The following is a 22365-nucleotide window of genomic DNA, read 5'->3' as shown; positions in this document are numbered from 1 at the left end:
AATTAACCGCGGATATCCAGCAATGCACTGAATAATGTTGACGCGGTCTGCATGACTTGTGCGTTCGCCAAATAATATTGTTGGAAACGCTGAAGGTCACCGTACTCTTCATCCAAGTTCACCCCGGAAATAGACTGCTGCTCGGCGGTCAACTGAGTCACAATATTGGCCTGCGCCGTACTGTTGGTTTTCGCGGTGTTCGTCTGGTTACCGACGGTGCTGACCAATCCGGCATAAGCGCCAGAAAGAGTTGCTTTACCGTCCACCAATTTTTTGGTTTGCAGATCCATTAACGCTTGGGCATTGACGTTATCACTCTCGCCACCTGCCGCGGTGCCCGCAGCTGCAATTTTACTGGAGTCTGTAATTGCAACCTGCAAATTAGCCGCTACGTTAGAAACTGTTTTTACAGTAAATTTATCTCTGGCTTGCGCACCATTAGTACCATTATCAATACTGACAGCAACGCCATCAAAGCTTAAGCCGGTCGTGTTACCACTCGCATCCTTCACCGGGCTGGCCGCCACCTTGGTGTTATCCGATAAGCGAGTCACCTGCCAGTCAGTCCCATCAAACTCAACGCTATAATCACTGGCTTTGACTTTTGAAGTATCGGTATAAGAGACCGTCAGGCTAGCATCACCCTGATTTCTTGAATTTTTCAACGTAGTCGGTTCGGCAAAACTAAAGAAGTCAGTACCCACATCACCGTTGGAATCAAACCCGGCTTTGTGCTGAGTATTGAAGCTATCAGCCATCACCAAAGCCAGTTGACCTAGTTGATTGCGCGCACTGTCCAGTGCTTCACTGCGGAATTTTAACGTGCCACCAAGACTGCCGGTCATCAAACGACTTTCATCGACTTCCAGCGTGGTGCCGCTACCATATTTGTAGCCAATGGATAAACGTGTTGCATCCGCGCTGGAAGGCATCGCTTCCACTTGGTAAGACGTTGGCCCTTGAACCAACGGCAAGCCGTTAGCAAATGAGACGTTATAAGCATCACCATCTTGTTGCGTGACTGTCACGCCGACAATCTGATTCAGCTCGGTCACAAGCTGGTCGCGTTGATCCAGTAAGGCGTTCGGTTCGCTACCACTGCTGCCACGCAGACGGGTTATCTGGTCATTTAACTTAGCGATTTGATCGGCATAGTTATTAATTTTCGCGACACTTTCAGTGATCTTCTGATTGACGCCCGTATCCATATCGCGCAGGTATTTATCGGCATTCTGGAATTGGTTAACAAGCCCTTCAGCCTTGCCGAGTACAGTCTTGCGTGCCGAATCATCATCGGCATTACTGACCAAGTTTTGCAGGTTGCTAAAGAAATCCTGCATCGTCGTTGAGAGGTTATTGGACGTGTTAGAGAGCAAATTATCAATTTGCGATATTTGCTGATAATAGGTCGTCAACCCACTGCTTTGAGTCTGTGCAGAACGCAATTGATTGGTAATAAAAGAGTTATATTCGCGGTTAACACCCGTCACCGTCACACCGTTACCAATAAAACCCGCAGGGCTTAACGTTCCGCCGTTTTGCGCAAAAATGGTGTTCTGGCGGTTATAGCCTGCCACCTGATAATTGGTGATGTTATTACTGACGGTGCTCAGGGCATATTGTGCTGCGCTCAGACCACTCATCGCAGTATTCATTAAACTATTGGACATGAAGAAATCCTTTTACAGCAGGCGATAACTCTCGCGAACCTGCGTTTATTAATATTGGGATACTGCCTGAGGAAACCGAAGCCCCCGCACAGCCTGTAAAGGTTATCGACCAGACTTTTGATAACTTGAGTAAAAATGTGGGTCCAAACTCGGCTTTAATCCCAAAATAATTGGGGTTGCCGGTAGGCGGCAAGCAAACGCCCCTGCAACTTCAAATACGAAGGGATTCTTAGAAGAGCTGGCTTAAGTCGCTACTATAAGCCTTCACCGCCTGCTCCCCGGCACTCTTCATCTGCTGGATGACACTGACCAATTTTTGGGCATATTGTGGGTCAGTAGCATAACCGGCTTTTTGTAGGGCATGCGCCCCTTGTTCTGGGCTTTGAGCTGCGGCCACATTGGCGTAGCGCGGGTTTTGAGTCAGCAATTTGACATAATCACTGACCGCTTCGACATAAGAGCCATACACCCTAAAGCGTGCTTTGGTTTTCTTCGCTACACCCTGTTCATATTCGGTGGTGGTAATTTCACTGACTGGACCATCCCAGTTACTGCCCGCTTTAATCCCAAAGACGTTATAGCTGGTCTTGCCATCATGGGTTGGAATCTCACGCTGGCCCCAACCTGACTCCAGCGCAGCCTGTGCCACGATAAGCTGGTGAGGAATGCCGCTTTGCTGACTGGCGATTTGCGCCGGAATAGACATTCGCGCCACGAAACTGCCGGTGCCTTGCGGCAATGATGCCGCATTATTGGCCGGCGGCGTTGGCATGGCCCGACGTACCATTTGTTCCAATGCCTGTGTTGGCAACGTTTGTAGAACTTCATTGTCCAGCATCATCGGCACTGTACCGGCGGTTTCACTTGGTGAGGTTGAACCAGAAAGCTGCTCCACCATCATATCTGCCAGACCGAGTCCTTTGACCGACATTTGCTGTGCGATTTGTTGGTCATACATCGAGGTATAAAGCCGGGTTTGATCACTGTTCATCACGCCATCTTGCGGCAAGGCAGAGCGCATGCTTTTGAGCATCATCTGCACAAACATGCCTTCTACCTGTTGAGCAACCTGCTTCAGGTTCCCCTGCGGATCTCTTGCTGCATCGCGTTTCAACGCATTCAGTGACTGGGCGTCATAAGCCGCCCCGAACATGTCATTGGCTGTACCGGACATTGCCATCAAATCACTCATTAGATAATTTCCAATTTAGCCCGTAAGCAACCGGCACTTTGCATCGCCTGCAAGATAGACATCAAATCGATAGGTGTTGCCCCCAGCGAGTTCAAGGCACGCACCACATTGTTCAAGTTCGGGCTGGCATTGACACGCTGCAGTGCACCGCCTTGTTGCTGAACAGAAATCTGGGTGTTCGGTGTTACCACCGTCTGGCCACCACCAAATGGCGTATCCGGCTGGCTAACGATGTTTTGCCGGTCAACCACTACGGACAAGTTACCTTGTGCCACCGCACAAGAGTCCAGCATCACGTTGCGGTTCATAACAACGGAGCCGGTACGGGAGTTGATAATCACTTTTGCATCACCCGCGTCGACATTGACGGGAATGTTTTGAATATCAGCCAGAAAACGGACTTGCGAACTGCTGCCGCGCGGCACCAACACTTGAATGGTACGAGCATCAATAGCGGTTGCTGAACCAAAACCACGCTGACGGTTAATGGCATCACTCACCTGCTGCGCTAGGGTGAAGTCTTCGTTATTCAACTGAAGATTAATCACCCCATCAGTACCAAAGGTCGTCGGCAGTTCACGCTCGATAGTGGCACCGTTGCTGATTCGCCCGCCAGTCAATTGGTTGACCTGCACGCTGCTGCCCCCGGAGGAGGCACCGGCGCCCCCCACCAAGACATTCCCTTGAGCCAGTGCATAAACCTGATTATCGACCCCTTTTAGTGGTGTCATCAGTAGTGTGCCGCCGCGGATACTCTTAGCGTTCCCCATTGAGGAAACCACCACATCGATGGTTTGTCCGGCGCGGGAAAAGGCTGGTAACTTAGCGGTCACCATCACTGCAGCCACGTTTTTAAGCTGCATATTGGTGCCCGGCGGTACTGTTATCCCCAATTGCGACAACATGTTGCTTAAACTTTGCGTGGTGAACGGCGTCTGCATGGTCTGGTCACCGGAACCATCCAAACCCACCACCAGGCCATAACCGATCAACGCGTTATCACGCACCCCTTGAACGGTCACCAAATCGCGAATACGTTCAGCTGACGCCGGTAATGACAGCAACGAAATGAACGCAACAAGCTGTACAACAAACAGTGTGACAAGTGACGGTTTACGCATTGGTGGGCCTCTTAGTACGGCGAAATATTAAGGAAGAACCGCTGCAACCAGCCCATGGTCTGCGCTTCATTGATATAACCATTGCCCACATACTCGATGCGCGCATCAGCGACCTGTGTTGAGGTCACTGTATTGCTGCCGCTGATGGTGCGTGGGTTAACTACCCCAGAGAAGCGGATAAATTCGGTTCCCTGATTGATTGCGATCTGTTTCTCACCCACCACATGTAAATTGCCGTTAGCCAACACTTGGTTAACCGTCACTGTGATAGTGCCATTAAAGGTGTTATTGGCATTTGCCCCACCCTTGCCACCAAAGGTGTTGTCACCAGAAATGTCCATATCAGCACGGGCATTACCTAGCAGACCTTGTAGATAGCGCGGTGCTGTTGCCACAGCAAAGGAACTCGACCCATTACGACTGGCATTGGCTGAGGAACTTTTGCTGGCGCTGACATTTTCCTGCAAGGTGATCGTCAGGGTGTCACCGACGTTACGCGGTCGACGGTCTTCGAATAGCGGCTGATAACCATAATTCATCGGCTGAGCAGCCTGGAAAATCGAGCCATTCGGTAATGGCGCACTGGCAGGAGCTGGCTGTGCAGATGTCGTGCCATCCACCAAGGGTTTATGCGGAATATACGCGCAACCATTGAGCAACAGCATGGCCATCAACGGTGCACCAACCCATCTCAACTCACCTAATTTTCGCAGCGGCGATGTATCCATCTCTGATTATCGATCCTGTAACCTGTTAGAGGCTGGCAAGGTCAGCCCCGAATACTCATTATTCTGCGGCAATCAGGGGGCACTCTCGCCCCCCGAAAGCGGATTTACAGCTGTGTCAGTTTTTGCAACATCTGGTCTGAAGTTGAAACCGCTTTACTGTTGATTTCATAAGCGCGTTGCGTCTGGATCATGTTGACCAGCTCTTCCGCCACATTGACGTTAGATGTTTCAACATATCCTTGATACAACAAACCCGCGCCGTTCAGACCCGGAGTGGAATCATTCGGTGCACCGGAGCTGGCGGTTTCCTGATACAGGTTCTCACCCATACTTTCCAGACCACTGTTATTAATAAAGGTGGTCAGTGTCAGTTGCCCAACTTGCTGCGTGGCCGTTTGCCCCTGCAAGGTGACACTGACTATCCCGTCACGCCCAACCGTCATGCTCAATGCATTTGCCGGAATGGTAATGGCCGGTTGGATCGGAAAACCGGCTGAGGTCACTAACTGACCATTTTGGTCAACCTGGAAGGAACCATCGCGGGTATAAGCATTGGTGCCATCAGGCATCTGCACCTGAAAGAACCCCTCACCTTTAATAGCGATATCTTTGGTGTTATCGGTCTTGGACAAGTTGCCTTGACTGTGCAAACGCTCAGTGGCAACTGGGCGAACACCAGTACCAATCTGTAAACCGGATGGCAATGTCGTCTGCTCGGAAGATTGTGCCCCCGGCTGACGCATTGTTTGGTACAGCAAATCTTCAAAGACCGCCCGCTGACGTTTAAAACCATTGGTGCTGACGTTCGCCAAGTTGTTGGCGATCACATCCATGTTGGTTTGCTGTGCATCCAGCCCGGTTTTGGCAATCCATAATGATCGGATCATCGGTTTATTCCTCTGCGCCTTCGCGCTTAACCCAATGCTAACAGTTGATTAGCGCGCTGTTCGTTTTCATCCACACTGTGGATGACCTTCATCTGCATTTCGAAACTGCGGGCATTGGCAATCATGTCGGTCATGGCTTCAACCGCTTTCACGTTACTGCCTTCCAGCACACCCGGCATAATTTTGATAAGCGGGTCGTTAGCCAACTGAGCGCCACGCGCTTGCTGCGCGGCGGGCGTCAAATGGAACAAACCGTCATCACCGTGCATCACTTCACCTGCCGTTGCCCTGACCCGCTTAATTTGGCCAAGTTGAGCGATAGTATTCGGTGAATCGCCAGCATTCAGTGCCGAGATAGTGCCATCAGCAGCGATAGTGACGGCGGCTTCAGGAGGCACTTCAATCGGGCCGTTATCTCCCATTAACGGGTAACCCTGCACGGTCATTTGCCCGTTAGCCCCCACCTGAATGTTACCGTTACGGGTATAGGCTTCAGTACCATCGGGCAGTTGCACGGCCAAATAGCCATCTTGCTGTAAAGCCACATCCAGCGGGCGACCACTGAAGTTGATGGTCCCTTGACTGATATCCACACCTGGGGTCGATGCCACAACCATTGTGCGGGTTGGCATGCTCGGCCCGTCGATTGGGACAGCACGCATAGCGGTCAACTGTGCACGAAACCCCGGCGTAGAGGCGTTAGCCAAGTTGTTCGCCGTGACCGCTTGCTGCTCCAGCGATTGCCGGGCAGCCCCCATCGCGGTATATATTGCGTGATCCATGAGCTTATCCCGTCAGTTCGATTAACGCAGGTTAACCAGAGTTTGTAAGATCTGATCCTGAGTTTTGATGGTCTGCGCATTGGACTGATAGTTGCGCTGCGCCACAATCATGTTCACCAGTTCTTTACTCAAATCGACGTTAGAAGACTCCAACGCACCGCTGGTCAATGTACCGAAGCCACCACCACCGGCTGTGCCGAGGATTGGGTTGCCAGACGATTTGGTTTCTTTCCAGACGTTATCGCCCTCAGGAGATAAACCTTCAGGGTTAGCAAAGTTAACCAGCACAATTTGACCGAGCAGTTGAGTCTGTTGGTTTGAATAAGTCCCGACGACAGAGCCGTCGTTATTGATCTGGAAACCAGTGAACTCACCCGCTGCATAGCCAGTCTGGTTCTGGGTAACGATGCTGTCAGTCCCAGTATTTTGCTGCTTGCTGCCGCCCACATTCAGAGCGAAATCTTGCGCAGGTGCACCATTTACCACCCCCATAGGAATAGTCATATTGAAGTTAGTGGTACTTGCAGTGCCAGTGCCGTTCGTCACGCTTTTCAGTGCACCATTGGTATCAAATACCATCGTGCCACGCAGTGAAGCGGCTGCCGGGTCGGTAGGGTCCAGTGGCTTGCTTGCATCAGCCAGTGTTGCACTGCTGTCTTTGGTGTACACCGACCATGTGTTGCCATTCGCCGCGTCTTCACCCGTTTTAACGTAGAACACATTGATAACATGGCGATTGCCCAAGCTGTCAAAGGTGGTCATGTTATTAACAAAGCTGTACGTTTCTGGTTTTTCTGGGTCAAATGCGTCGGTAATGACATCATGAGTTGAGGTCAAGTTAGCCACCATGTTGCCGGACTCCGTCGCTTTCGCCCCCATCATATCTTGAGGGATAGACAGCGGAATCGGGTTAGCCCCTTGCTGCACTGTTGGTGGTGTCCCTGTTGCCGGGTAACCGGTTAGGCTCAAGCCCTGCATATTGACGATATTGCGGTTTTCATCGAGCTTAAACTGGCCGTTGCGGGCATAGTAAATGCCGCCGCTGCTGTCTTGCATACGGAAAAAACCACTCTGGCTGATAGCCAAATCCAGACGGCGGTTAGTGGTTGTTGGCGTGCCGTCGTTAAAGTCCTGAGTAATCCCGGCAACTTTAACGCCCATACCGGTTTGAGAACCGGCGAACATATCGGCAAAAGAAACTGAGCCGGCTTTAAAACCTGAGGTCGCCGAGTTGGCGATATTGTTACCGATCACATCCAGATTACTGGACGCTGCGTTCAAACCGCTGACTGCTTGAGAAAAGCCCATTTTCTTCTCCGTTAAATTCGAGGTCGATGAGAGACCTTAAGCATTGATGACATATCAAATGCCACGTTTAAAAATGAAGGTGAGTCAGTGCAAATCATTGACCCACCGTAATGTTGTTTTACTGCTGCTTCCGTCAACGATTCGGCTTACAAAATTTGACGGATGTTATCCATGGTGGTTGTTCCCGCCATGCCCAAATCCAATTTGGACCCATCGCTACCGCGGGTCACACCATTAACAATGGCGTAGCTAAGTGGGGTAGCAACCAGCGATTCACTCCCACTGCTGGCAGTAATGGTCACGGTGTAAGCCCCATCTGGCGCATTGCCACCGGCTTCCAGTGAGCCATCCCATGTAAAGGAGTGCACGCCCGCCGTCAGGCTACCTATTTCTATGGTGCGAACTGCCAGACCATTGCTATCAGTGATAGTGGCGGTCACTTTATCGGCTGAACGTTCCAGCTCAACACCAAATGGCGTGGTGGTGACCGTGCCATCTTGAGTGCCTGCTAATATGGTGGTGCCTGGGATCATCACGCCATGACCAATCAAGCTACTGGCTTGCAAAGATTGGCTGCTGTCGATTTGCCCGGAAATGGAACCCAAGGTTGTATTCAGTTTTTCAATACCACTCACGGTGTTGATCTGCGCCAATTGCGTGGTCAACTCGTTGTTTTGCATTGGGTTGGTCGGGTCCTGATTCTTTAACTGCGCGACCAACAGGGTCAGAAAGCTGTTTTGCAGATCCTGACTGGTGCTGCCGGTAGTCGAGCTAGTCCCGGTGGTGCTGGTGATACCGTAATCGCTATCGGTCAGAGAATTGGTAATAGCCATTTATGCAGGCTCCTGTTATTGGCCCAATGTCAGTGTTTTGAGCATCAGAGATTTCGTCGTATTCAACACTTCAACGTTGGCTTGATAGCTACGTGAAGCTGAAATGGTGTTTACCATCTCACCGGTCACATCTACGTTAGGCATACGGACATATCCCTTGGCATCGGCCAGCGGATTACCCGGTTGGAAGACCAAACGGTCTGGCGAAGGGTCATCGACTATCTGGGAAACTCGCACCCCACCCGTCTCTTGCCCTGGTTGAGCGGCGACCTGAAATACCACTTGCTTGGCGCGATAAGGCTGACCATCCGGGCCAGTGACACTGTCGGCGTTTGCCATGTTACTGGCGCTGACGTTCATTCGCTGCGACTGAGCTGATAATGCAGAACCGGCAATATCAAAAATATTCAGTAAAGACATACGTCTTATCCTTGTTGTAACACTGAAATCATCCCTTTAATCTGACTGCCAAGGACAGTCAAATCGGTCTGATATTTCAGGCTGTTATCGGCAAAATTGGTACGTTCACGGTCCATATCCACTGTGTTGCCATCCATTGATGGCTGATCTGGTACACGGAATAACAGATCAAGATCAGGTGGCTGAACTGTGCTTGCCGGGATATGACGGGCTGACGTTAAACTGAGCGACACCCCTGTACCATTGGCACGCCCTTGCTCCATCACTTTTTTCAGTTGGCTGGAGAAATCAATATCACGCGCCTGAAAGCCGGGTGTATCTGCGTTTGCAATGTTGGACGACAGGATCTCCTGTCGTTGAGCGCGTAAGTTAAGCGCTTCTTGTTGAAAACGCAGAGCACCGTCCAGTTTGTCGAGCATAGTCCCCCCGCAAGGTTAGAATTTGGAGTCGACAGCATAAACGTCGCACAGGGAAGCCTATCGTCAGAATAAGGGCAAAATGCGTCGCTATTTATCCCCTTAACCTTCTTGCGGTACAGGTACACTAGTGTGCGAAAAGAGGCTGTGGGTAATAAAAGAACGGCCAAAATTGTGCAGGTGAAGAGGAAAATTGATGGCGATAAAAAGAAGTGGCGCCATAACATTAGCGATGGGGCTGCTGGCGAGTCAGGCACTGGCGCATCAAGCAGTGGCGGCAGATTTATCTGCGCAGGTAAATCAATTCTTCCAACAACAGTATCCGGACAAAGACAGTCAAGTAAAGGTTGTCATCAAAACACCACAGAGCCAGTGGCCACAATGTGAAATGCCTGAAATCACACTGCCCCCCAATGCGCGCCCTTGGGGAAATATCAGTCTATCCGTGCGTTGCGATGGGCAACGTCGCTTTATCCAGACTCAAGTACAAGTCAGCGGGCGCTATGCTGTTGCGGCTCGCCAACTCGCCAGCGGAGTGAAAATTACCCCGCAGGATATCGAGATGAAGCAAGGTCGGCTCGATACCTTGCCTCTCGGTGCATTGCTGGACCCTCATTCTGCTCAAGGTGCTGTAAGTTTACGGCGCATTAATGCCGGCCAACCGCTAACACGCAATATGATGCGCCGCCTGTGGGTCATAAAGGCGGGACAAGATGTACAAGTATTAGCGCAAGGTGATGGATTTAATGTGAATAGTAATGGCAAAGCCATGAATAATGCGGCCATTCAAGATAACGTACGAGTGCGTATGCCATCGGGCCAAATCGTCAGTGGGACCGTGGCCGAGGATGGGACAATTCTCATTATGTTATAGTGATTAAAGTTTTTGTAACCTTTGCCGATAACTTTGGTATGCAGTTATTTGCGGGTCACACAGTGACAATCCCGCGATTCTTTTTGTAAAAAAATAAAGTCTCGCGGGTCGATAAACGTCAATCCCGCTATAAAGGGAGCAACACAATATGAGTATTGAACGCACTCAACCGCTATTACCGGTAACACAAGTGCAGCCACGGGAAACCAGTGATATTGCGCAACAGGCGCGTAAACCGTCGACCCAAACAAAAACGCAAGTCAGTGGTACCGAGGTTAAATTGAGTGATGCGCAGGCAAAACTGATGCAACCGGGCAGTCAGGATATCAATGTAGAACGCGTCGAAACATTAAAAGCGGCTATTCGCTCAGGCCAACTGACCATGGACACCGGTAAAATTGCTGATGCCCTGCTGAAAAATGTCGCGGATGATTTGAAGAATAGCTAAAGATAGCAACAATCTTTAACCGTAAAAGGATACGTGGTGGTGGAAAGATTACAGACCAATCTGGACCAACAACTGGAACTTCTGGAATTGCTGAAGACAGTGGTCGCGCAAGAGCAGCAATTGCTATGCTCTGGTCGGATTCAAGGGACAGTATTGCAAGGTGTAACCGAACAAAAAAGCTCAATACTGGCAACCTTGGCCTATCTGGATCAAACTCGGCTCACCACCGAAAAAACGGTTAATATGAAAGCACCTTATAGCAGCATGGTCGAACTGGCCGTGCGTTGGCAGCGTATGTTGGAATTAGCCGAAAGCCTCCAATACAGCAACCTGCACAATGGCTTATTGTTGCAACAGCACATTGAGCATAATGCTCAAGCTCTGGCGGTGCTCAAGACTCGCTACAGCCAGTCATTGTACGGGCCTGATGGCCACTCTAAAGGGGCCAGTTTACTGGGCCGAAAGATCGGGATTTAGTTGTCTCCTGCCGTTATTCACAACTGCATTTAGTGCTCCGCAGAGATAAATTTCCCCACTCGGGCTTATGTCTGCGGCTATTCTCAGCCCCGAACTACTCTCACCTGTTGTGATGACTTTGCTTATTGTTCACTCAAAAAAGGGATTATTCTCTGGTTTCACGATGCGTTAATCTCTCGTGGTCGGACAATGCTTTGTCTGGTTTCGAGGAAACTATATGAAAATACAACGCGTATTATTTAGTTTGGTTTTTTGTAGTGTCATGACTCTGTCGGTAGCTGCAGTGGCACAGGCAAAAGAACTCAACAGTAGGCCGTTAAAACCCCTCCCTCTTATCTGTTTTACCTGCATTTACCCGATATGGTTATCGTCTGATTTTGTGGTTAGCCATTCTTTGCGATTACCGATATTTTTGTGATTAACGGTAGTTGACCAACACTTGGTGACTGAGCACTTGCAGCGGCGGATTAACTCGGCCGGTACCTGCCATAAAATATACAAACGTCAGTTGGGTTGCGGCAGGTTCACCTGCCAACCCTCGACTTTGCCCGCTCCCCCCTTCTAGCGGCATACAGCGGGTGGGAGTACATAGCTTCACTTGCAACCCCGCTGGCGCGGCCGACATCAATTGGTAGCGCCAGCCTACCGACACAATTCGCGCATTCTCCTGCGCCAATGCCGCTGGTGAACTTAACGGTTTGGCCGATGTTGCCACCCCCCGTAAACTCTGTGTCACGCCAATATCGTCCGCCACCCAAGAACCGGAAGCCACTGCACTTAATGGCAACAAACAGGCTGAAAGCACAATGCCAATCATGGTAGGGGAAAGACGAATGAGCATCATGCCGCTCCTATTGTGGATGTCATGCGGATTTGGCGATTATCACCAATTTCCAGATTCGAGAGCACCACCATCTGCGGCAAGCTGCGACGCAGGAAACGAGCCAATAGTGCCCGGAGTGCATGATTGACCAACAATACTGGCGGCGCGCCCAGCATCTCTTGGCGTTGTAATGCCTGTTTTGCTTGTTCTAATAAGCGGTCTGCCAGACCCGGTTCTAACCCCCCTCCTCCTTGCAGAGCCTGCAATAACAAGCGTTCCAGTGCGGCATCCAGTCCAATGACCTGAATTTCGCCAGTACCGGGAAACCACTGCTGTGCAATAGAGCGGCCTAATGCAACACGCACCACGGCGGTTAATTCGTATGGATCGGTTTGATTCGGTGCGTGTTCAGCCAAAGTTTCAATAATGGTGCGCATATCGCGGATTGAGACTCGCTCCATCAATAGATTCTGCAATACCTTATGCAGCGTGGTGAGAGTGACGACACCGGGGATAAAGTCTTCCGTCAGCTTCGGCATCTCTTGCGTGACACGATCCAGTAGTTGTTGGGTTTCTTGGCGACCAAACAGTTCACTCGCAAATTGGCTAATCAGGTGATTGAGGTGAGTTGCAACAACGGTACTTGCTTCAACCACAGTAAAGCCCTGAATCTGTGCCTGTTCACGTAATGCACTTTCAATCCACACCGCCGCCAAACCAAAGGCTGGATCATGGGTCGCCTCGCCGGGCAATGTGCCAACGGCATTACCTGGGTTGATGGCTAACCAGCGACCTGGATGCGCTTCACCACTGCCAATTTCAACCCCTTTCATTAATATTCGATAGCTGGCGGGGGGCAGTTCCAGATTATCCCTGATATGTACGACCGGTGGCAGGTAGCCCATTTCTTGGGCAAACTTTTTACGGATACTGCGAATTCGGCCCAATAACTCACCATTTTGCTGGAAATCCACCATTGGAATCAGGCGATAACCCACTTCCATCCCCAAAGGATCTTCCAACTGAACATCTGACCATGTTGCTTCAGTGGCTTGTTGTTGATCTTGCACAACGGGGGATTCAGCCACTGCGGGTTGCTGTTTTTGTTTGCCGCGTAAATGCCAAGCCAATGCCAGCAGGGCTGCGGTAAATAGCAGGAAGACAAAGTTAGGCATTCCCGGCACCATGCCCAACAAGCCTAAAACACTGGCACTCAACACCATCACCCTTGGGTTGTTGAACAACTGGGTGACCATTTGTTGGCCCACATCCTGATCAGTGCTGACGCGAGTCACAATCACACCCGCCGCAGTGGAGATAACCAATGCCGGGATCTGTGCCACCAAGCCATCACCAATGGTCAGCAACGTATAGGTTTCTGCCGCATGGCCGACAGCCATATTGTGCTGCAGTACCCCGACCAGCAAACCACCAACCACGTTAATAGCCATGATCAATAACCCGGCAACGGCATCGCCACGAACAAACTTACTCGCCCCGTCCATAGAGCCATAGAAGTCCGCTTCTTGGGTGACATCCGAGCGGCGTTTCTTCGCCTCATCTTCACCAATTAATCCGGCATTTAAGTCCGCATCGATTGCCATCTGCTTACCGGGCATCCCATCCAGCACAAAACGCGCCCCAACTTCAGCAATACGCCCTGCCCCTTTGGTGATAACCATAAAGTTAATGATAACCAAAATGATAAAGACCACGATACCAATGGCAAAGTTACCGCCTACCAGAAAGTGACCAAAGGCTTCAACTACGCGACCCGCCGCCGCCGCCCCCGTATGACCATCCATTAGAATGATACGAGTTGAGGCCACGTTTAGCGACAAACGCAATAATGTTGAAAACAGCAAAATGGTAGGGAATGCGGCGAAATCTAAGGTGCGCTGGGTAAACATAGCAACCAGCAGCACCATGATGGACAGTGCAATGTTGAAGGTAAATAGCAAATCAAGGATGAATGGTGGGAGCGGCAACACCATCATCGACAAGATCATTAAGATCAGAATTGGCCCGGCAAGAACTTGCCACTGCGTATCTTTAAAGTTGCCCGGTAAACGTAGCAGGGCGGCCAAGTTAGCCATTAGTCAGTCTCACTCTCTGTTGCAAAATCCAGCCCTTCCGGTACCGGCAGATGTTCAGGTTTTTTCGGGATTAACCCACCTTCCCGCTTCCAGCGTTTTAGCTGATAGACCCAGGCAAGGACTTCTGCCACCGCTGCATACAGGGTGGCGGGAATATGTTGGCCAACATCGCTGTGCCGGAATAATGCTCGGGCCAGCGGCGGGGCCTCTAATAAAGGAATGCGATGTTCGGCACCCAGCTCACGGATACGTAACGCAACAGCGCCCGCACCTTTCGCCAAGACTTTGGGCGCGCTCATCTTGGCCTCGTTATATTGCAGTGCCACAGCATAGTGTGTCGGGTTAGTCACGATGACATCGGCTTTCGGTACATCGGCCATCATTCGCCGGCGGGCCATAGCCCGCTGCTGTTGACGTATACGCCCTTTCACATGCGGGTCACCCTCTTGATCTTTGAACTCATCGCGTATTTCCTGCTTGGTCATACGCAATTTTTTAATATGGCTGGTTATTTGGAAGAACACGTCGAACCCAACCATCGGAGTTAGCCCCAATACCACCACCAATCCGCAAAAAATAATCAAGTGGAGTGCATCACCTAAAGCGGCTATTGGGGGGGCGGCGATCAGCCGCATCATGTCAGGCCAGTTATGCCAGAGGAAAATGCCAGTAACCCAACCGACTAGTGTCGCTTTCAAAATGGCTTTGAGTAACTCGGCCAGCGCCTGAGAAGAAAACATGCGTTTCAAGCCAGAAATAAGGCTCATACGCTTGAGATCAAATTTGATCGATTCGCCGCTAAACAACACGCCACCTAACAACATCGGCACTGCCAGCGCCACTATCACCAAGCCGGCAAAGATCGGCAGCAGCGCCATCAACGTTTGGCTCAATAACATGCCTATTTGTCGCAGCATCTGCTTGTCATCACTCACCACGCCGTGATCAAAATGCAACCCTTGGGCAATCATGGCAGCAAGTTGTCGCGCCATCGACTCCCCAGAGACCCACAAGATCGCCAAACCGGCCCCGAGCATCAGCATCGAGGTCAGTTCGCGCGAGCGCGGGATCTGGCCTTTCTCGCGAGCCTTCTCCAGCTTATGGGCTGTGGGTTCCTCGCTTTTTTCCAGATCGCTATCTTCAGCCACAGCAGGTATTCCTGTTCAGCGTGAGCGTTCCCGTATCAAAGACATGAGTAACAGTAAAATTGCTGCCTAGCATGACAAACATTTAGGCAGCCTATGGATGGAACAACGCTGCAATTAGGCGGTTATTTCTCGGATCAGCCCTAGTCGTCGCCTTCTCTCCAGTGTTTGCACACGGTGATTTTTAGGAGCCAAAACAAAACCACTCTGGCTGATAATTTAATAATTCAAGTTTAATAATAACTTTTTTTATAAACTGATCTTTTTGATGTGATATAAGAAACAAATCCAACTCAGTTATTTTTATTGCCCACCAGTGTTAATTGAAAATAATTATCACACTAAGTTAAGTGATAATTAAACATATCAAAAGGAAATTGAGATGAAGAAATTCAATGTTACATATGATGTTCAAAATCATAATAGGAAAACACTATCTATTATCAAATCAGACGACATGTTCATTATTAGAATGCGGCAAGGGAAAGATTTTGCGGCGATGATGCATAAGGTAATGAAAAAAAACACACAATATAGGGTTATTTTCACTCTTGCCTCTGCTGATGTGTATGTCGTTGATATACAATGTAACAAAAACAAAACAGATGAATTAAAGACCGCCATAGCAGCGAATGGGGATGTTAGATTTGTTGGCTATGCCTTTAAAACAGAGAGAAATAAAGAGCCTATTATTTATACCGAGAACTTGTTTATTAAATTTAATGATGACTTAACGGAGGATGAATGCAAAACAATAATCAGCCAATATAACCTTACTATTAAAGTAAGATTAACCTTTATGACCAATGGCTATTTCGTTTCCGCACAACCCAACACTGGAGATAAAGTCTTTATTCTTGCTGAGGATATATTAAAACGTCATGATATTGAACATTGCCATCCTGAGTTAATTCATCATAAAGAACCTAAGATTATTCACCCAAATCAATGGCATTTGAAGAAAACTGTCGTGCGGGTTGAAATTGATGTTGATGCCAGCGCCAATGTGGAAGACGCACATAGAATGACGCAAGGAAAAGGCACCACAATCGCCGTCATTGATGATGGCTTTGATTTAACCCATCCGGAGTTTATGCGTGAGGGGAAAATTGTGCATCCAGCCAACTTTTCGGGGGTGAGTTCAAATAATGACCCCAGCCCTGGGCCTAATGATACTCACGGAACACCTTGTGCAGGGGTCGCCTGTGCCGATGGTCGTTATGGTGCATCCGGTGTCGCGCCAGAGGCAAATCTCATGCCGATACGGCTAGCTGAAGGCTTGGGTTCACTAGGGGAAGCTTTGGCTTTTGTTTGGGCGGCCGATATGGGCGCAGATATTATCTCTTGCAGTTGGGGACCGGTCGAGGGTATGTGGTTCGATCCAGATGACCCTGAACACGAAGTGATAGCCGAGCTTCCGGCGTTAACACGCGCAGCAATTGATTATGCAGTAACAAAAGGGCGTGATGGCAAAGGTTGTGTCATCTTTTTTGCCGCAGGGAATGGCAATGAATCCGTGGATAATGACGGTTATGCAAGCTACAAGCATGTCATTGCCGTCGGTGCCTGCAATGATCGCGGTATGCGCTCCGCTTACAGCGATTATGGCAAATCACTGTGGTGCGCCTTCCCAAGCGGCGATTGTGCCAATCCGATGGAACTCCACCCAACACCATTAACACCGGGCATCTGGACGACCGATTTACGAAATGAATATGGCAACAATAAAGGTGCGGTAAATACCGGTGATATTTTTGGCAACTATACCAATAGCTTTAGTGGGACTTCCAGCGCCTGTCCGGGAGCCGCGGGTGTGGCAGCCCTTATTCTCTCCGTTAATCCGTCGCTCACTATTCTCGAGGTTAAAGATATTATTCGATATACCTGTGACCAAATAGACAAAAAGTATGGTTTTTATGATAAAGAGGGGCACAGCCAATGGTATGGCTACGGGCGAATCAATGCCGGGAATGCCGTGCAGTTAGCCAGAGAGTGGGATGAACACATCAATGATGTGCAGTAAATTTGCTCAAGCTGAGGGGTAAGTCCAGCTAAAAAAAGAGTGGCAGATGAGGTTGCCCCAACAACAAGAGACCTCATCTGCACCGTATCATTTACAGAGTTCAATATCCGCTAGAAACCGAGGCTGTCGAGCAGGTCATCTACTTGATCTTGATTGGCGATAACGCCTGCACCATTTTTATCCAATTGAGGCCCGTTGAGTAAGCTATCCGCCGGTTTTTGCGGTTTTGATGGCATATCTGGAATGTTCTCCATTAAGACCATCAGTAATTGCTTCTCAATTTCTTGCACCACATCCATCATACGCTTGATAACCTGACCCGTTAGGTCTTGGAAATCCTGCGCCATCATGATTTCCAACAGTTGCGCATTAGTAAATGACGTATGTTGTGGCACAACATCCAGATATTCACGGGTATCCGTAACCAACTCACGAGCATCCGAAAGCTCAATTGGGTTAGCGAACCATTCATCCCAGCGAACTTTAAGTGCTTTAGCCGAGGATTCCAGCTCATTCTGACGCGGTTGCGCTGCTTCGACGCAGTTCAATGCCCGTTCTGCGGCCTGCGCCGTCATATGAACTACATAGTCAAGGCGGTCACGGGCATCAGGGATAGCTTCTGCTGCCTGAGCAATTGCTTGATCAAGACCTAATTCACGTAAACTGTCGCGCAACATCCGCGTAAGCTGACCAATACGGCTAATGATATCACTGGCTGATGCCGCATCTGTTGCGGGCATTTGATGGTTACTCATCTCGCCTCCTTACATACCCAATTTTTCAAAGATCTTATTGAGCTTCTCTTCCAAGGTAGCGGCAGTGAAAGGTTTCACTACATAACCACTGGCACCGGCTTGTGCTGCTGCAATGATATTCTCTTTTTTAGCTTCCGCAGTGACCATCAGAACAGGCAGAGAACCAAGAGCACCATCAGCACGGATCGTTTTCAATAGGTCCAAGCCATCCATATTTGGCATGTTCCAGTCGGAAACCACAAAATCGAAACCACCCGCGCGTAATTTATTCAATGCGTCAACACCGTCTTCGGCTTCATCCACATTATTAAAACCCAGCTCTTTCAGCAGGTTTCTGACAATACGACGCATGGTCGAAAAATCGTCTACCACCAAAAATCTGAGATTCTTATCCGCCATACCAACTCCTAAGGTTTGTTGCTCACCACTGAGCGATTAAATACCAAAATCCTGTTTATAATGGAAAAATTCTATCCAGCAATATCATCCAAAATCATTGACGTTGCCGGTAGGCTGCCAACAAGCAAATCCCGATAAACTTACTCAAGTCAGTGATTCGGGTAAGTGAGTAAACTCTCCCCCGCATATCAAGGACGAAAGGTGGCTAGATGCGCAACGCTTGTCCGCTACTGATCTGCGCCAACATCCGTTGACTGACCTGATTCAGATCCAGAACCTCATTGACCCCCCCCATCCCAATGGCTTCACGTGGCATACCAAACACCACACAACTCGCTTCGTTTTGTGCAATGGTGTAAGCCCCAGCACGATGCATCTCTAATAAACCAGCAGCACCGTCGTTGCCCATACCGGTCAAAATGACACCGACAGCGTTCCGTCCGGCATACTGCGCTACCGAACGAAAAAGCACATCGACCGAGGGACGATGGCGGTTGACCGCCGGCCCATCATGAATACGCACCTGATAGTTTGCCCCACTACGAGCCAACTCCATGTGCCGATCACCGGGTGCAATATAGGCGTGTCCGGGCAATACCCGTTCGCCATCTTCTGCTTCTTTCACGGTAATCTGGCACAATTTATTGAGCCGCTCGGCAAATGAACGGGTAAATCCCGGTGGCATATGCTGCGTAATTAACAGTGCCGGGCTAGTGGGCGGCAAAGGCTGTAATACGGTACGGATAGCTTCCGTGCCTCCGGTCGATGCACCAATAGCAATGAGCTTTTCGCTACTGAGCAATGGTGTATGACTGAGCATAACCGGTACATGTTCCGGGCCACGTTGAGGTAAACGCGCTTTCGCCGCAGTCCGGATTTTCTCTGCAATCAGCTCGCTGTAAGCCAGCATCCCTTCTCGGATACCGAGTTGCGGTTTGGTAACAAAATCGATAGCCCCCAATTCCAGCGCTCGCATCGTTATTTCGGAGTTCTTACCCGTCAACGACGACACCATCACTACTGGCATTGGCCGCAACCGCATCAATTTCTCAAGAAAATCCAAACCATCCATCCGCGGCATTTCAACATCAAGTGTCAACACCTGCGGATTGAATTTTTTGATCAAATCACGGGCAACCAACGGATCAGGTGCAGCTGCAACCATTTCCATATCCGGGTGACTGTTAATAATCTCTGTCATTAACTGGCGCATCAATGCAGAATCATCAACGCACAATACTCTGATTTTACTCATCACCTCTCCTTGGTCAGTCCATAAACGGTCTGCCCGCGCAAATAGAATTCCCGACTAATCTGACTGAAATTCTCCGAATGACCTGCAAACATCAAGCCACCGGGTTTTAGCAAAGGGACAAAGCGACGCAGAATGCGTTCCTGCGTTTCTTTATCAAAATAAATCATCACGTTACGACAAAAAATAGCGTCAAATTGCCCAGGCAACGCCCACTCCGGAGCTAACAGATTGAGTTGTTGAAACTGAATCATGTTGGCAAGTTCCGGTCGCACTCGTACCATCCCCTGATGGGGGCCGGTGCCGCGCAAAAAATAGCGTTGCATCTGCTGCGCTGACAAAGAACGCAATTCCTCTTGTCGGTATACGCCACTGGTCGCTTTTTCCAGCACTTGTGTATCGATATCACTGGCTAGCACGCGACAGGATCCCGAACGATTTCCTAACGCATCACATAGTGTCATCGCGATAGAATAAGGCTCTTCGCCCGTCGATGCCGCTGTACTCCATACCGAGTAATTTCCCGGTCGCTGGCGCGCATGTTCAGCCAGAATCGGAAAATGGTGTGCCTCACGGAAAAATGCCGTCAGGTTAGTGGTCAACGCATTGACAAATGCCTGCCATTCCGCACTGTTCGGATCGGTCTCCAATAACGCCAGATATTGACCAAAATCGTTAATTCCCAGCAATCTTAGCCGCCGGACCAAGCGGTTATAGACCATTTCCCGTTTGTGATCGGCCAGAACAATCCCGGCCCGTTGATAAATAAGTTGGCAAATGCGCCGGAAGTGAACATCCGACAGCGGGAGCCGTTGAATCATCTGGGTCAGAATAGACCCAGATTCTTGGGGTGATGGTTTCATCCGGCCTCACCCCATAACATCGTCTTCGTTACACCGTTTGACAATCTGGGATTTCCTTTGCGACCGCTGTTTTTACAACCGATTGCTGACTACTGCCCTCTGCTGCCTGCCCCTCCCCGCTGTCGCCATCCTGCTCCAAACGAAAAACAGACACGGCATTGGAGAGCAGACTTGCCTGCTCTTCCAATGCATTAGCTGCAGCCGCAGCCTCTTCCACTAATGCGGCGTTTTGCTGAGTGACCTGATCCATTTGTGTTACTGCGAGTGAAACCTGCTCAATACCCCGACTCTGTTCATCCGAGGCGGAAGCGATTTCACCCATAATGTCGGTAACCCGTGTCACTGAGCGAACGATCTCTTCCATGGTAGTACCCGCATTTTCGACCAGTGTGGAGCCCTGGCGAACACGGCTGACCGATTCGTCGATCAACCCTTTAATTTCTTTTGCTGCCTGCGCACTGCGCTGGGCTAAGTTACGCACTTCACCCGCGACTACCGCAAAACCACGCCCCTGCTCACCCGCACGGGCAGCCTCAACCGCCGCATTCAATGCCAGAATATTGGTTTGGAATGCAATGCCATCGATCACGCTGGTAATAGCGCCAATTTTCTGCGAACTGGTGGCGATATCGTGCATGGTGGTGACAACACTGCTCGTTAAATCGCCTCCTTTAGCTGCGGTTCCCGACGCATCTTGCGCCAGTAATGTGGCCTGACGCGCGTTATCCGCATTCTGCTTCACTGTGGCAGTTAACTGTTCCATACTTGCCGCCGTTTGCTCCAGAGAAGCCGCTTGCTGCTCCGTTCGTGCGGACAAATCATTGTTACCAGCAGAAATTTCCTGAATACCCGTCAACATGGACTCGGTGCCATCGCGAACATGACTCACTGTCGTTATCAACGAGTGTTGCATGGTGCGTAAACTGGCAAACATTTGACTGATTTCATTACGACCAGAGACATAAATCTGCCCGGAAAGATCCCCGCGCGCGATGCGTTCAAAATGAGCGCGCATGATTTTCAGTGGCGTAACAAACATAGTACGCAACCAAATCAGTGAAGATATCGCCATCACAATCACCATTAGGATCGCACCACCAAAGATCCACATGGAGAGATGGTAAGCTTGCTGATTCTGCGTGCCCGCCTCAGCAATCACCTCATTGGCATACTGCAAATACTGCACAAAATCGGCTTCAAACAAATCCTGTGTTTTCTGAGTCGGTTGGTCCATGAAGGCTTGTAAATCACCCGCTTCCAGAAAATCAATTAATTGGCGTAATGAGGCCCGTAAGTTTTGATAGCTGTTTTTAGTCGCATTCAATAACTCCCCTCCGGTCTCACTTTCATCAAGACGCGGTACGGCCAGGAACTGATTAAAATAGAGGTCAGCTTTCTGTAATGAGCTGCGGGCATTCCCCATTAACGCATTAACTTGCTCCTGAGGTACTTTGAGAGCCGAGCGCGTCCCCGCCCGGTTTAAGGTATTACGTGCCTGAAGTAAGGATACCCAACTGAGGCTTAATGCATCCCGTTGCTGACTGCTGAGATCCACTCGGTTTAAATTTTGGTAGTCTGAACGGAAAGCGGTAAATGACAGACCACTCGAAATTAACTGTATTGAGCAAATCAACATGAGTAACAGGAAAAAGCTGGTAGAAATCCGGATTCGGCCAAACATCGTAACCTCTTCTCAGCCGGCTCGTTGGCCGGCTTTATTTATCCCCGTCGTACTTCAAGCTGCATATGCGTTGGCTTCCTTCGTTCACCCCAGTCACTTGCTGATGTCAGCTCTTGGGGATGCTCTTAGTTACCGTCTTCCTGCAACTTGAATTATTTGGGGTATATGTTTT

Annotated in this window: 22 protein-coding genes; 4 read left to right on the top strand and 18 right to left on the bottom strand. The window is 49.8% G+C overall.

Annotated elements, in window-relative coordinates:
* Positions 1–2 precede the first annotated feature (2 nt).
* The 10 genes from flgK to flgB all read right to left on the bottom strand — a co-directional run bounded on the left by flgK (position 3) and on the right by flgB (position 9360).
* Positions 3–1670, bottom strand: coding sequence for a flagellar hook-associated protein FlgK (gene flgK / locus HUZ92_RS13730; RefSeq protein WP_050098349.1), 1668 nt, complete (start codon positions 1668–1670; stop codon positions 3–5).
* A gap of 229 nt (positions 1671–1899) precedes the next feature.
* Positions 1900–2862 carry a flagellar assembly peptidoglycan hydrolase FlgJ gene (gene flgJ, locus HUZ92_RS13725; protein WP_050098350.1) on the bottom strand — a complete coding sequence of 321 codons (963 nt, stop codon included), beginning with the start codon at positions 2860–2862 and terminating at the stop codon, positions 1900–1902.
* Positions 2862–3983, bottom strand: a complete 1122-nt coding sequence (locus tag HUZ92_RS13720) for a flagellar basal body P-ring protein FlgI (protein ID WP_050098351.1) — start codon at positions 3981–3983, stop codon at positions 2862–2864. Before HUZ92_RS13720 ends, flgJ begins: the two co-directional genes overlap by 1 nt.
* A gap of 11 nt (positions 3984–3994) precedes the next feature.
* The gene (gene flgH, locus HUZ92_RS13715) at positions 3995–4711 is read right to left on the bottom strand and encodes a flagellar basal body L-ring protein FlgH (protein WP_050098352.1); all 717 of its coding nucleotides are present in this window, start codon (positions 4709–4711) and stop codon (positions 3995–3997) included.
* Between the two features lie 104 nt (positions 4712–4815).
* The gene (gene flgG / locus HUZ92_RS13710) at positions 4816–5598 is read right to left on the bottom strand and encodes a flagellar basal-body rod protein FlgG (RefSeq protein WP_050098353.1); all 783 of its coding nucleotides are present in this window, start codon (positions 5596–5598) and stop codon (positions 4816–4818) included.
* A 26-nt stretch (positions 5599–5624) separates the two neighbouring features.
* Complete coding sequence (locus HUZ92_RS13705) at positions 5625–6380, bottom strand: flagellar basal body rod protein FlgF (protein WP_050098354.1); 756 nt, start codon at positions 6378–6380, stop codon at positions 5625–5627.
* A gap of 21 nt (positions 6381–6401) precedes the next feature.
* The gene (gene flgE / locus HUZ92_RS13700; RefSeq protein WP_050098355.1) at positions 6402–7688 is read right to left on the bottom strand and encodes a flagellar hook protein FlgE; all 1287 of its coding nucleotides are present in this window, start codon (positions 7686–7688) and stop codon (positions 6402–6404) included.
* A gap of 146 nt (positions 7689–7834) precedes the next feature.
* Positions 7835–8521: a flagellar hook assembly protein FlgD gene (flgD, locus tag HUZ92_RS13695; protein WP_050098356.1), complete on the bottom strand. Its 687-nt coding sequence runs from the start codon at positions 8519–8521 to the stop codon at positions 7835–7837.
* 15 nt (positions 8522–8536) lie between these two features.
* Positions 8537–8941 carry a flagellar basal body rod protein FlgC gene (gene flgC / locus HUZ92_RS13690; RefSeq protein WP_050098357.1) on the bottom strand — a complete coding sequence of 135 codons (405 nt, stop codon included), beginning with the start codon at positions 8939–8941 and terminating at the stop codon, positions 8537–8539.
* Between the two features lie 5 nt (positions 8942–8946).
* Positions 8947–9360 (bottom strand): flagellar basal body rod protein FlgB, encoded by a 414-nt coding sequence (gene flgB, locus HUZ92_RS13685; RefSeq protein WP_050098358.1) that lies wholly within the window; start codon positions 9358–9360, stop codon positions 8947–8949.
* A 193-nt stretch (positions 9361–9553) separates the two neighbouring features.
* Here flgB and flgA point away from each other — a divergent pair, with 193 nt between their 5' ends.
* From flgA to HUZ92_RS13670, 3 genes are all read left to right on the top strand, one after another.
* On the top strand, positions 9554–10231 hold the full coding sequence (gene flgA, locus HUZ92_RS13680) for a flagellar basal body P-ring formation chaperone FlgA (RefSeq protein WP_050098359.1): 678 nt from the start codon (positions 9554–9556) through the stop codon (positions 10229–10231).
* A 148-nt stretch (positions 10232–10379) separates the two neighbouring features.
* Positions 10380–10679, top strand: a complete 300-nt coding sequence (gene flgM, locus HUZ92_RS13675; RefSeq protein WP_050098360.1) for a flagellar biosynthesis anti-sigma factor FlgM — start codon at positions 10380–10382, stop codon at positions 10677–10679.
* Positions 10680–10715: 36 nt separating this feature from the next.
* The gene (locus HUZ92_RS13670; protein WP_050098361.1) at positions 10716–11156 is read left to right on the top strand and encodes a flagella synthesis protein FlgN; all 441 of its coding nucleotides are present in this window, start codon (positions 10716–10718) and stop codon (positions 11154–11156) included.
* 418 nt (positions 11157–11574) lie between these two features.
* Here HUZ92_RS13670 and HUZ92_RS13665 read toward each other — a convergent pair whose 3' ends face one another.
* Genes HUZ92_RS13665 through flhB form a run of 3 tightly spaced genes read right to left on the bottom strand, consistent with a single transcriptional unit; the run spans position 11575 to position 15223 of the window.
* Positions 11575–11997 (bottom strand): flagellar protein FlhE, encoded by a 423-nt coding sequence (locus HUZ92_RS13665; RefSeq protein WP_050140806.1) that lies wholly within the window; start codon positions 11995–11997, stop codon positions 11575–11577.
* Positions 11997–14075, bottom strand: a complete 2079-nt coding sequence (gene flhA, locus HUZ92_RS13660; protein WP_050098363.1) for a flagellar biosynthesis protein FlhA — start codon at positions 14073–14075, stop codon at positions 11997–11999. The genes HUZ92_RS13665 and flhA overlap by 1 nt, the downstream gene beginning before the upstream one ends.
* Positions 14075–15223: a flagellar biosynthesis protein FlhB gene (flhB, locus tag HUZ92_RS13655; protein ID WP_050098364.1), complete on the bottom strand. Its 1149-nt coding sequence runs from the start codon at positions 15221–15223 to the stop codon at positions 14075–14077. Before flhB ends, flhA begins: the two co-directional genes overlap by 1 nt.
* A 511-nt stretch (positions 15224–15734) precedes the next feature.
* Between flhB and HUZ92_RS13650 the strand changes: the two genes are divergently transcribed.
* Positions 15735–17243, top strand: a complete 1509-nt coding sequence (locus tag HUZ92_RS13650; RefSeq protein WP_328592708.1) for a S8 family peptidase — start codon at positions 15735–15737, stop codon at positions 17241–17243.
* Positions 17244–17353: 110 nt separating this feature from the next.
* Here HUZ92_RS13650 and cheZ read toward each other — a convergent pair whose 3' ends face one another.
* The 5 genes from cheZ to HUZ92_RS13625 form a co-directional block, all read right to left on the bottom strand.
* The gene (gene cheZ / locus HUZ92_RS13645) at positions 17354–17998 is read right to left on the bottom strand and encodes a protein phosphatase CheZ (RefSeq protein ID WP_050098366.1); all 645 of its coding nucleotides are present in this window, start codon (positions 17996–17998) and stop codon (positions 17354–17356) included.
* A gap of 9 nt (positions 17999–18007) precedes the next feature.
* Positions 18008–18397, bottom strand: a complete 390-nt coding sequence (gene cheY / locus HUZ92_RS13640; RefSeq protein ID WP_050098367.1) for a chemotaxis response regulator CheY — start codon at positions 18395–18397, stop codon at positions 18008–18010.
* A gap of 205 nt (positions 18398–18602) precedes the next feature.
* Positions 18603–19652: a protein-glutamate methylesterase/protein-glutamine glutaminase gene (locus tag HUZ92_RS13635; RefSeq protein WP_050098368.1), complete on the bottom strand. Its 1050-nt coding sequence runs from the start codon at positions 19650–19652 to the stop codon at positions 18603–18605.
* The gene (cheR, locus tag HUZ92_RS13630; RefSeq protein WP_230678337.1) at positions 19652–20470 is read right to left on the bottom strand and encodes a protein-glutamate O-methyltransferase CheR; all 819 of its coding nucleotides are present in this window, start codon (positions 20468–20470) and stop codon (positions 19652–19654) included. Before cheR ends, HUZ92_RS13635 begins: the two co-directional genes overlap by 1 nt.
* 70 nt (positions 20471–20540) lie before the next feature.
* Entirely contained in the window at positions 20541–22193 is a 1653-nt protein-coding gene (locus tag HUZ92_RS13625) for a methyl-accepting chemotaxis protein (RefSeq protein ID WP_145579737.1), read from the bottom strand.
* Positions 22194–22365: the final 172 nt, after the last annotated feature.

The organism is Yersinia vastinensis (assembly GCF_902726565.1).
Lineage (GTDB): Bacteria > Pseudomonadota > Gammaproteobacteria > Enterobacterales > Enterobacteriaceae > Yersinia > Yersinia vastinensis.
This window is presented reverse-complemented; position numbering and strand designations above follow the sequence as displayed.

Coding starts and splice junctions, on each gene's coding strand:
- flgK (WP_050098349.1), bottom strand. CDS start 1,670: ATGTCCAATAGTTTAATGAATACTGCGATGAGTGGTCTGAGCGCAGCA.
- flgJ (WP_050098350.1), bottom strand. CDS start 2,862: ATGAGTGATTTGATGGCAATGTCCGGTACAGCCAATGACATGTTCGGG.
- HUZ92_RS13720 (WP_050098351.1), bottom strand. CDS start 3,983: ATGCGTAAACCGTCACTTGTCACACTGTTTGTTGTACAGCTTGTTGCG.
- flgH (WP_050098352.1), bottom strand. CDS start 4,711: ATGGATACATCGCCGCTGCGAAAATTAGGTGAGTTGAGATGGGTTGGT.
- flgG (WP_050098353.1), bottom strand. CDS start 5,598: ATGATCCGATCATTATGGATTGCCAAAACCGGGCTGGATGCACAGCAA.
- HUZ92_RS13705 (WP_050098354.1), bottom strand. CDS start 6,380: ATGGATCACGCAATATATACCGCGATGGGGGCTGCCCGGCAATCGCTG.
- flgE (WP_050098355.1), bottom strand. CDS start 7,688: ATGGGCTTTTCTCAAGCAGTCAGCGGTTTGAACGCAGCGTCCAGTAAT.
- flgD (WP_050098356.1), bottom strand. CDS start 8,521: ATGGCTATTACCAATTCTCTGACCGATAGCGATTACGGTATCACCAGC.
- flgC (WP_050098357.1), bottom strand. CDS start 8,941: ATGTCTTTACTGAATATTTTTGATATTGCCGGTTCTGCATTATCAGCT.
- flgB (WP_050098358.1), bottom strand. CDS start 9,360: ATGCTCGACAAACTGGACGGTGCTCTGCGTTTTCAACAAGAAGCGCTT.
- flgA (WP_050098359.1), top strand. CDS start 9,554: ATGGCGATAAAAAGAAGTGGCGCCATAACATTAGCGATGGGGCTGCTG.
- flgM (WP_050098360.1), top strand. CDS start 10,380: ATGAGTATTGAACGCACTCAACCGCTATTACCGGTAACACAAGTGCAG.
- HUZ92_RS13665 (WP_050140806.1), bottom strand. CDS start 11,997: ATGCTCATTCGTCTTTCCCCTACCATGATTGGCATTGTGCTTTCAGCC.
- flhA (WP_050098363.1), bottom strand. CDS start 14,075: ATGGCTAACTTGGCCGCCCTGCTACGTTTACCGGGCAACTTTAAAGAT.
- HUZ92_RS13650 (WP_328592708.1), top strand. CDS start 15,735: ATGAAAAAAAACACACAATATAGGGTTATTTTCACTCTTGCCTCTGCT.
- cheZ (WP_050098366.1), bottom strand. CDS start 17,998: ATGAGTAACCATCAAATGCCCGCAACAGATGCGGCATCAGCCAGTGAT.
- cheY (WP_050098367.1), bottom strand. CDS start 18,397: ATGGCGGATAAGAATCTCAGATTTTTGGTGGTAGACGATTTTTCGACC.
- HUZ92_RS13635 (WP_050098368.1), bottom strand. CDS start 19,652: ATGAGTAAAATCAGAGTATTGTGCGTTGATGATTCTGCATTGATGCGC.
- cheR (WP_230678337.1), bottom strand. CDS start 20,470: ATGATTCAACGGCTCCCGCTGTCGGATGTTCACTTCCGGCGCATTTGC.
- HUZ92_RS13625 (WP_145579737.1), bottom strand. CDS start 22,193: ATGTTTGGCCGAATCCGGATTTCTACCAGCTTTTTCCTGTTACTCATG.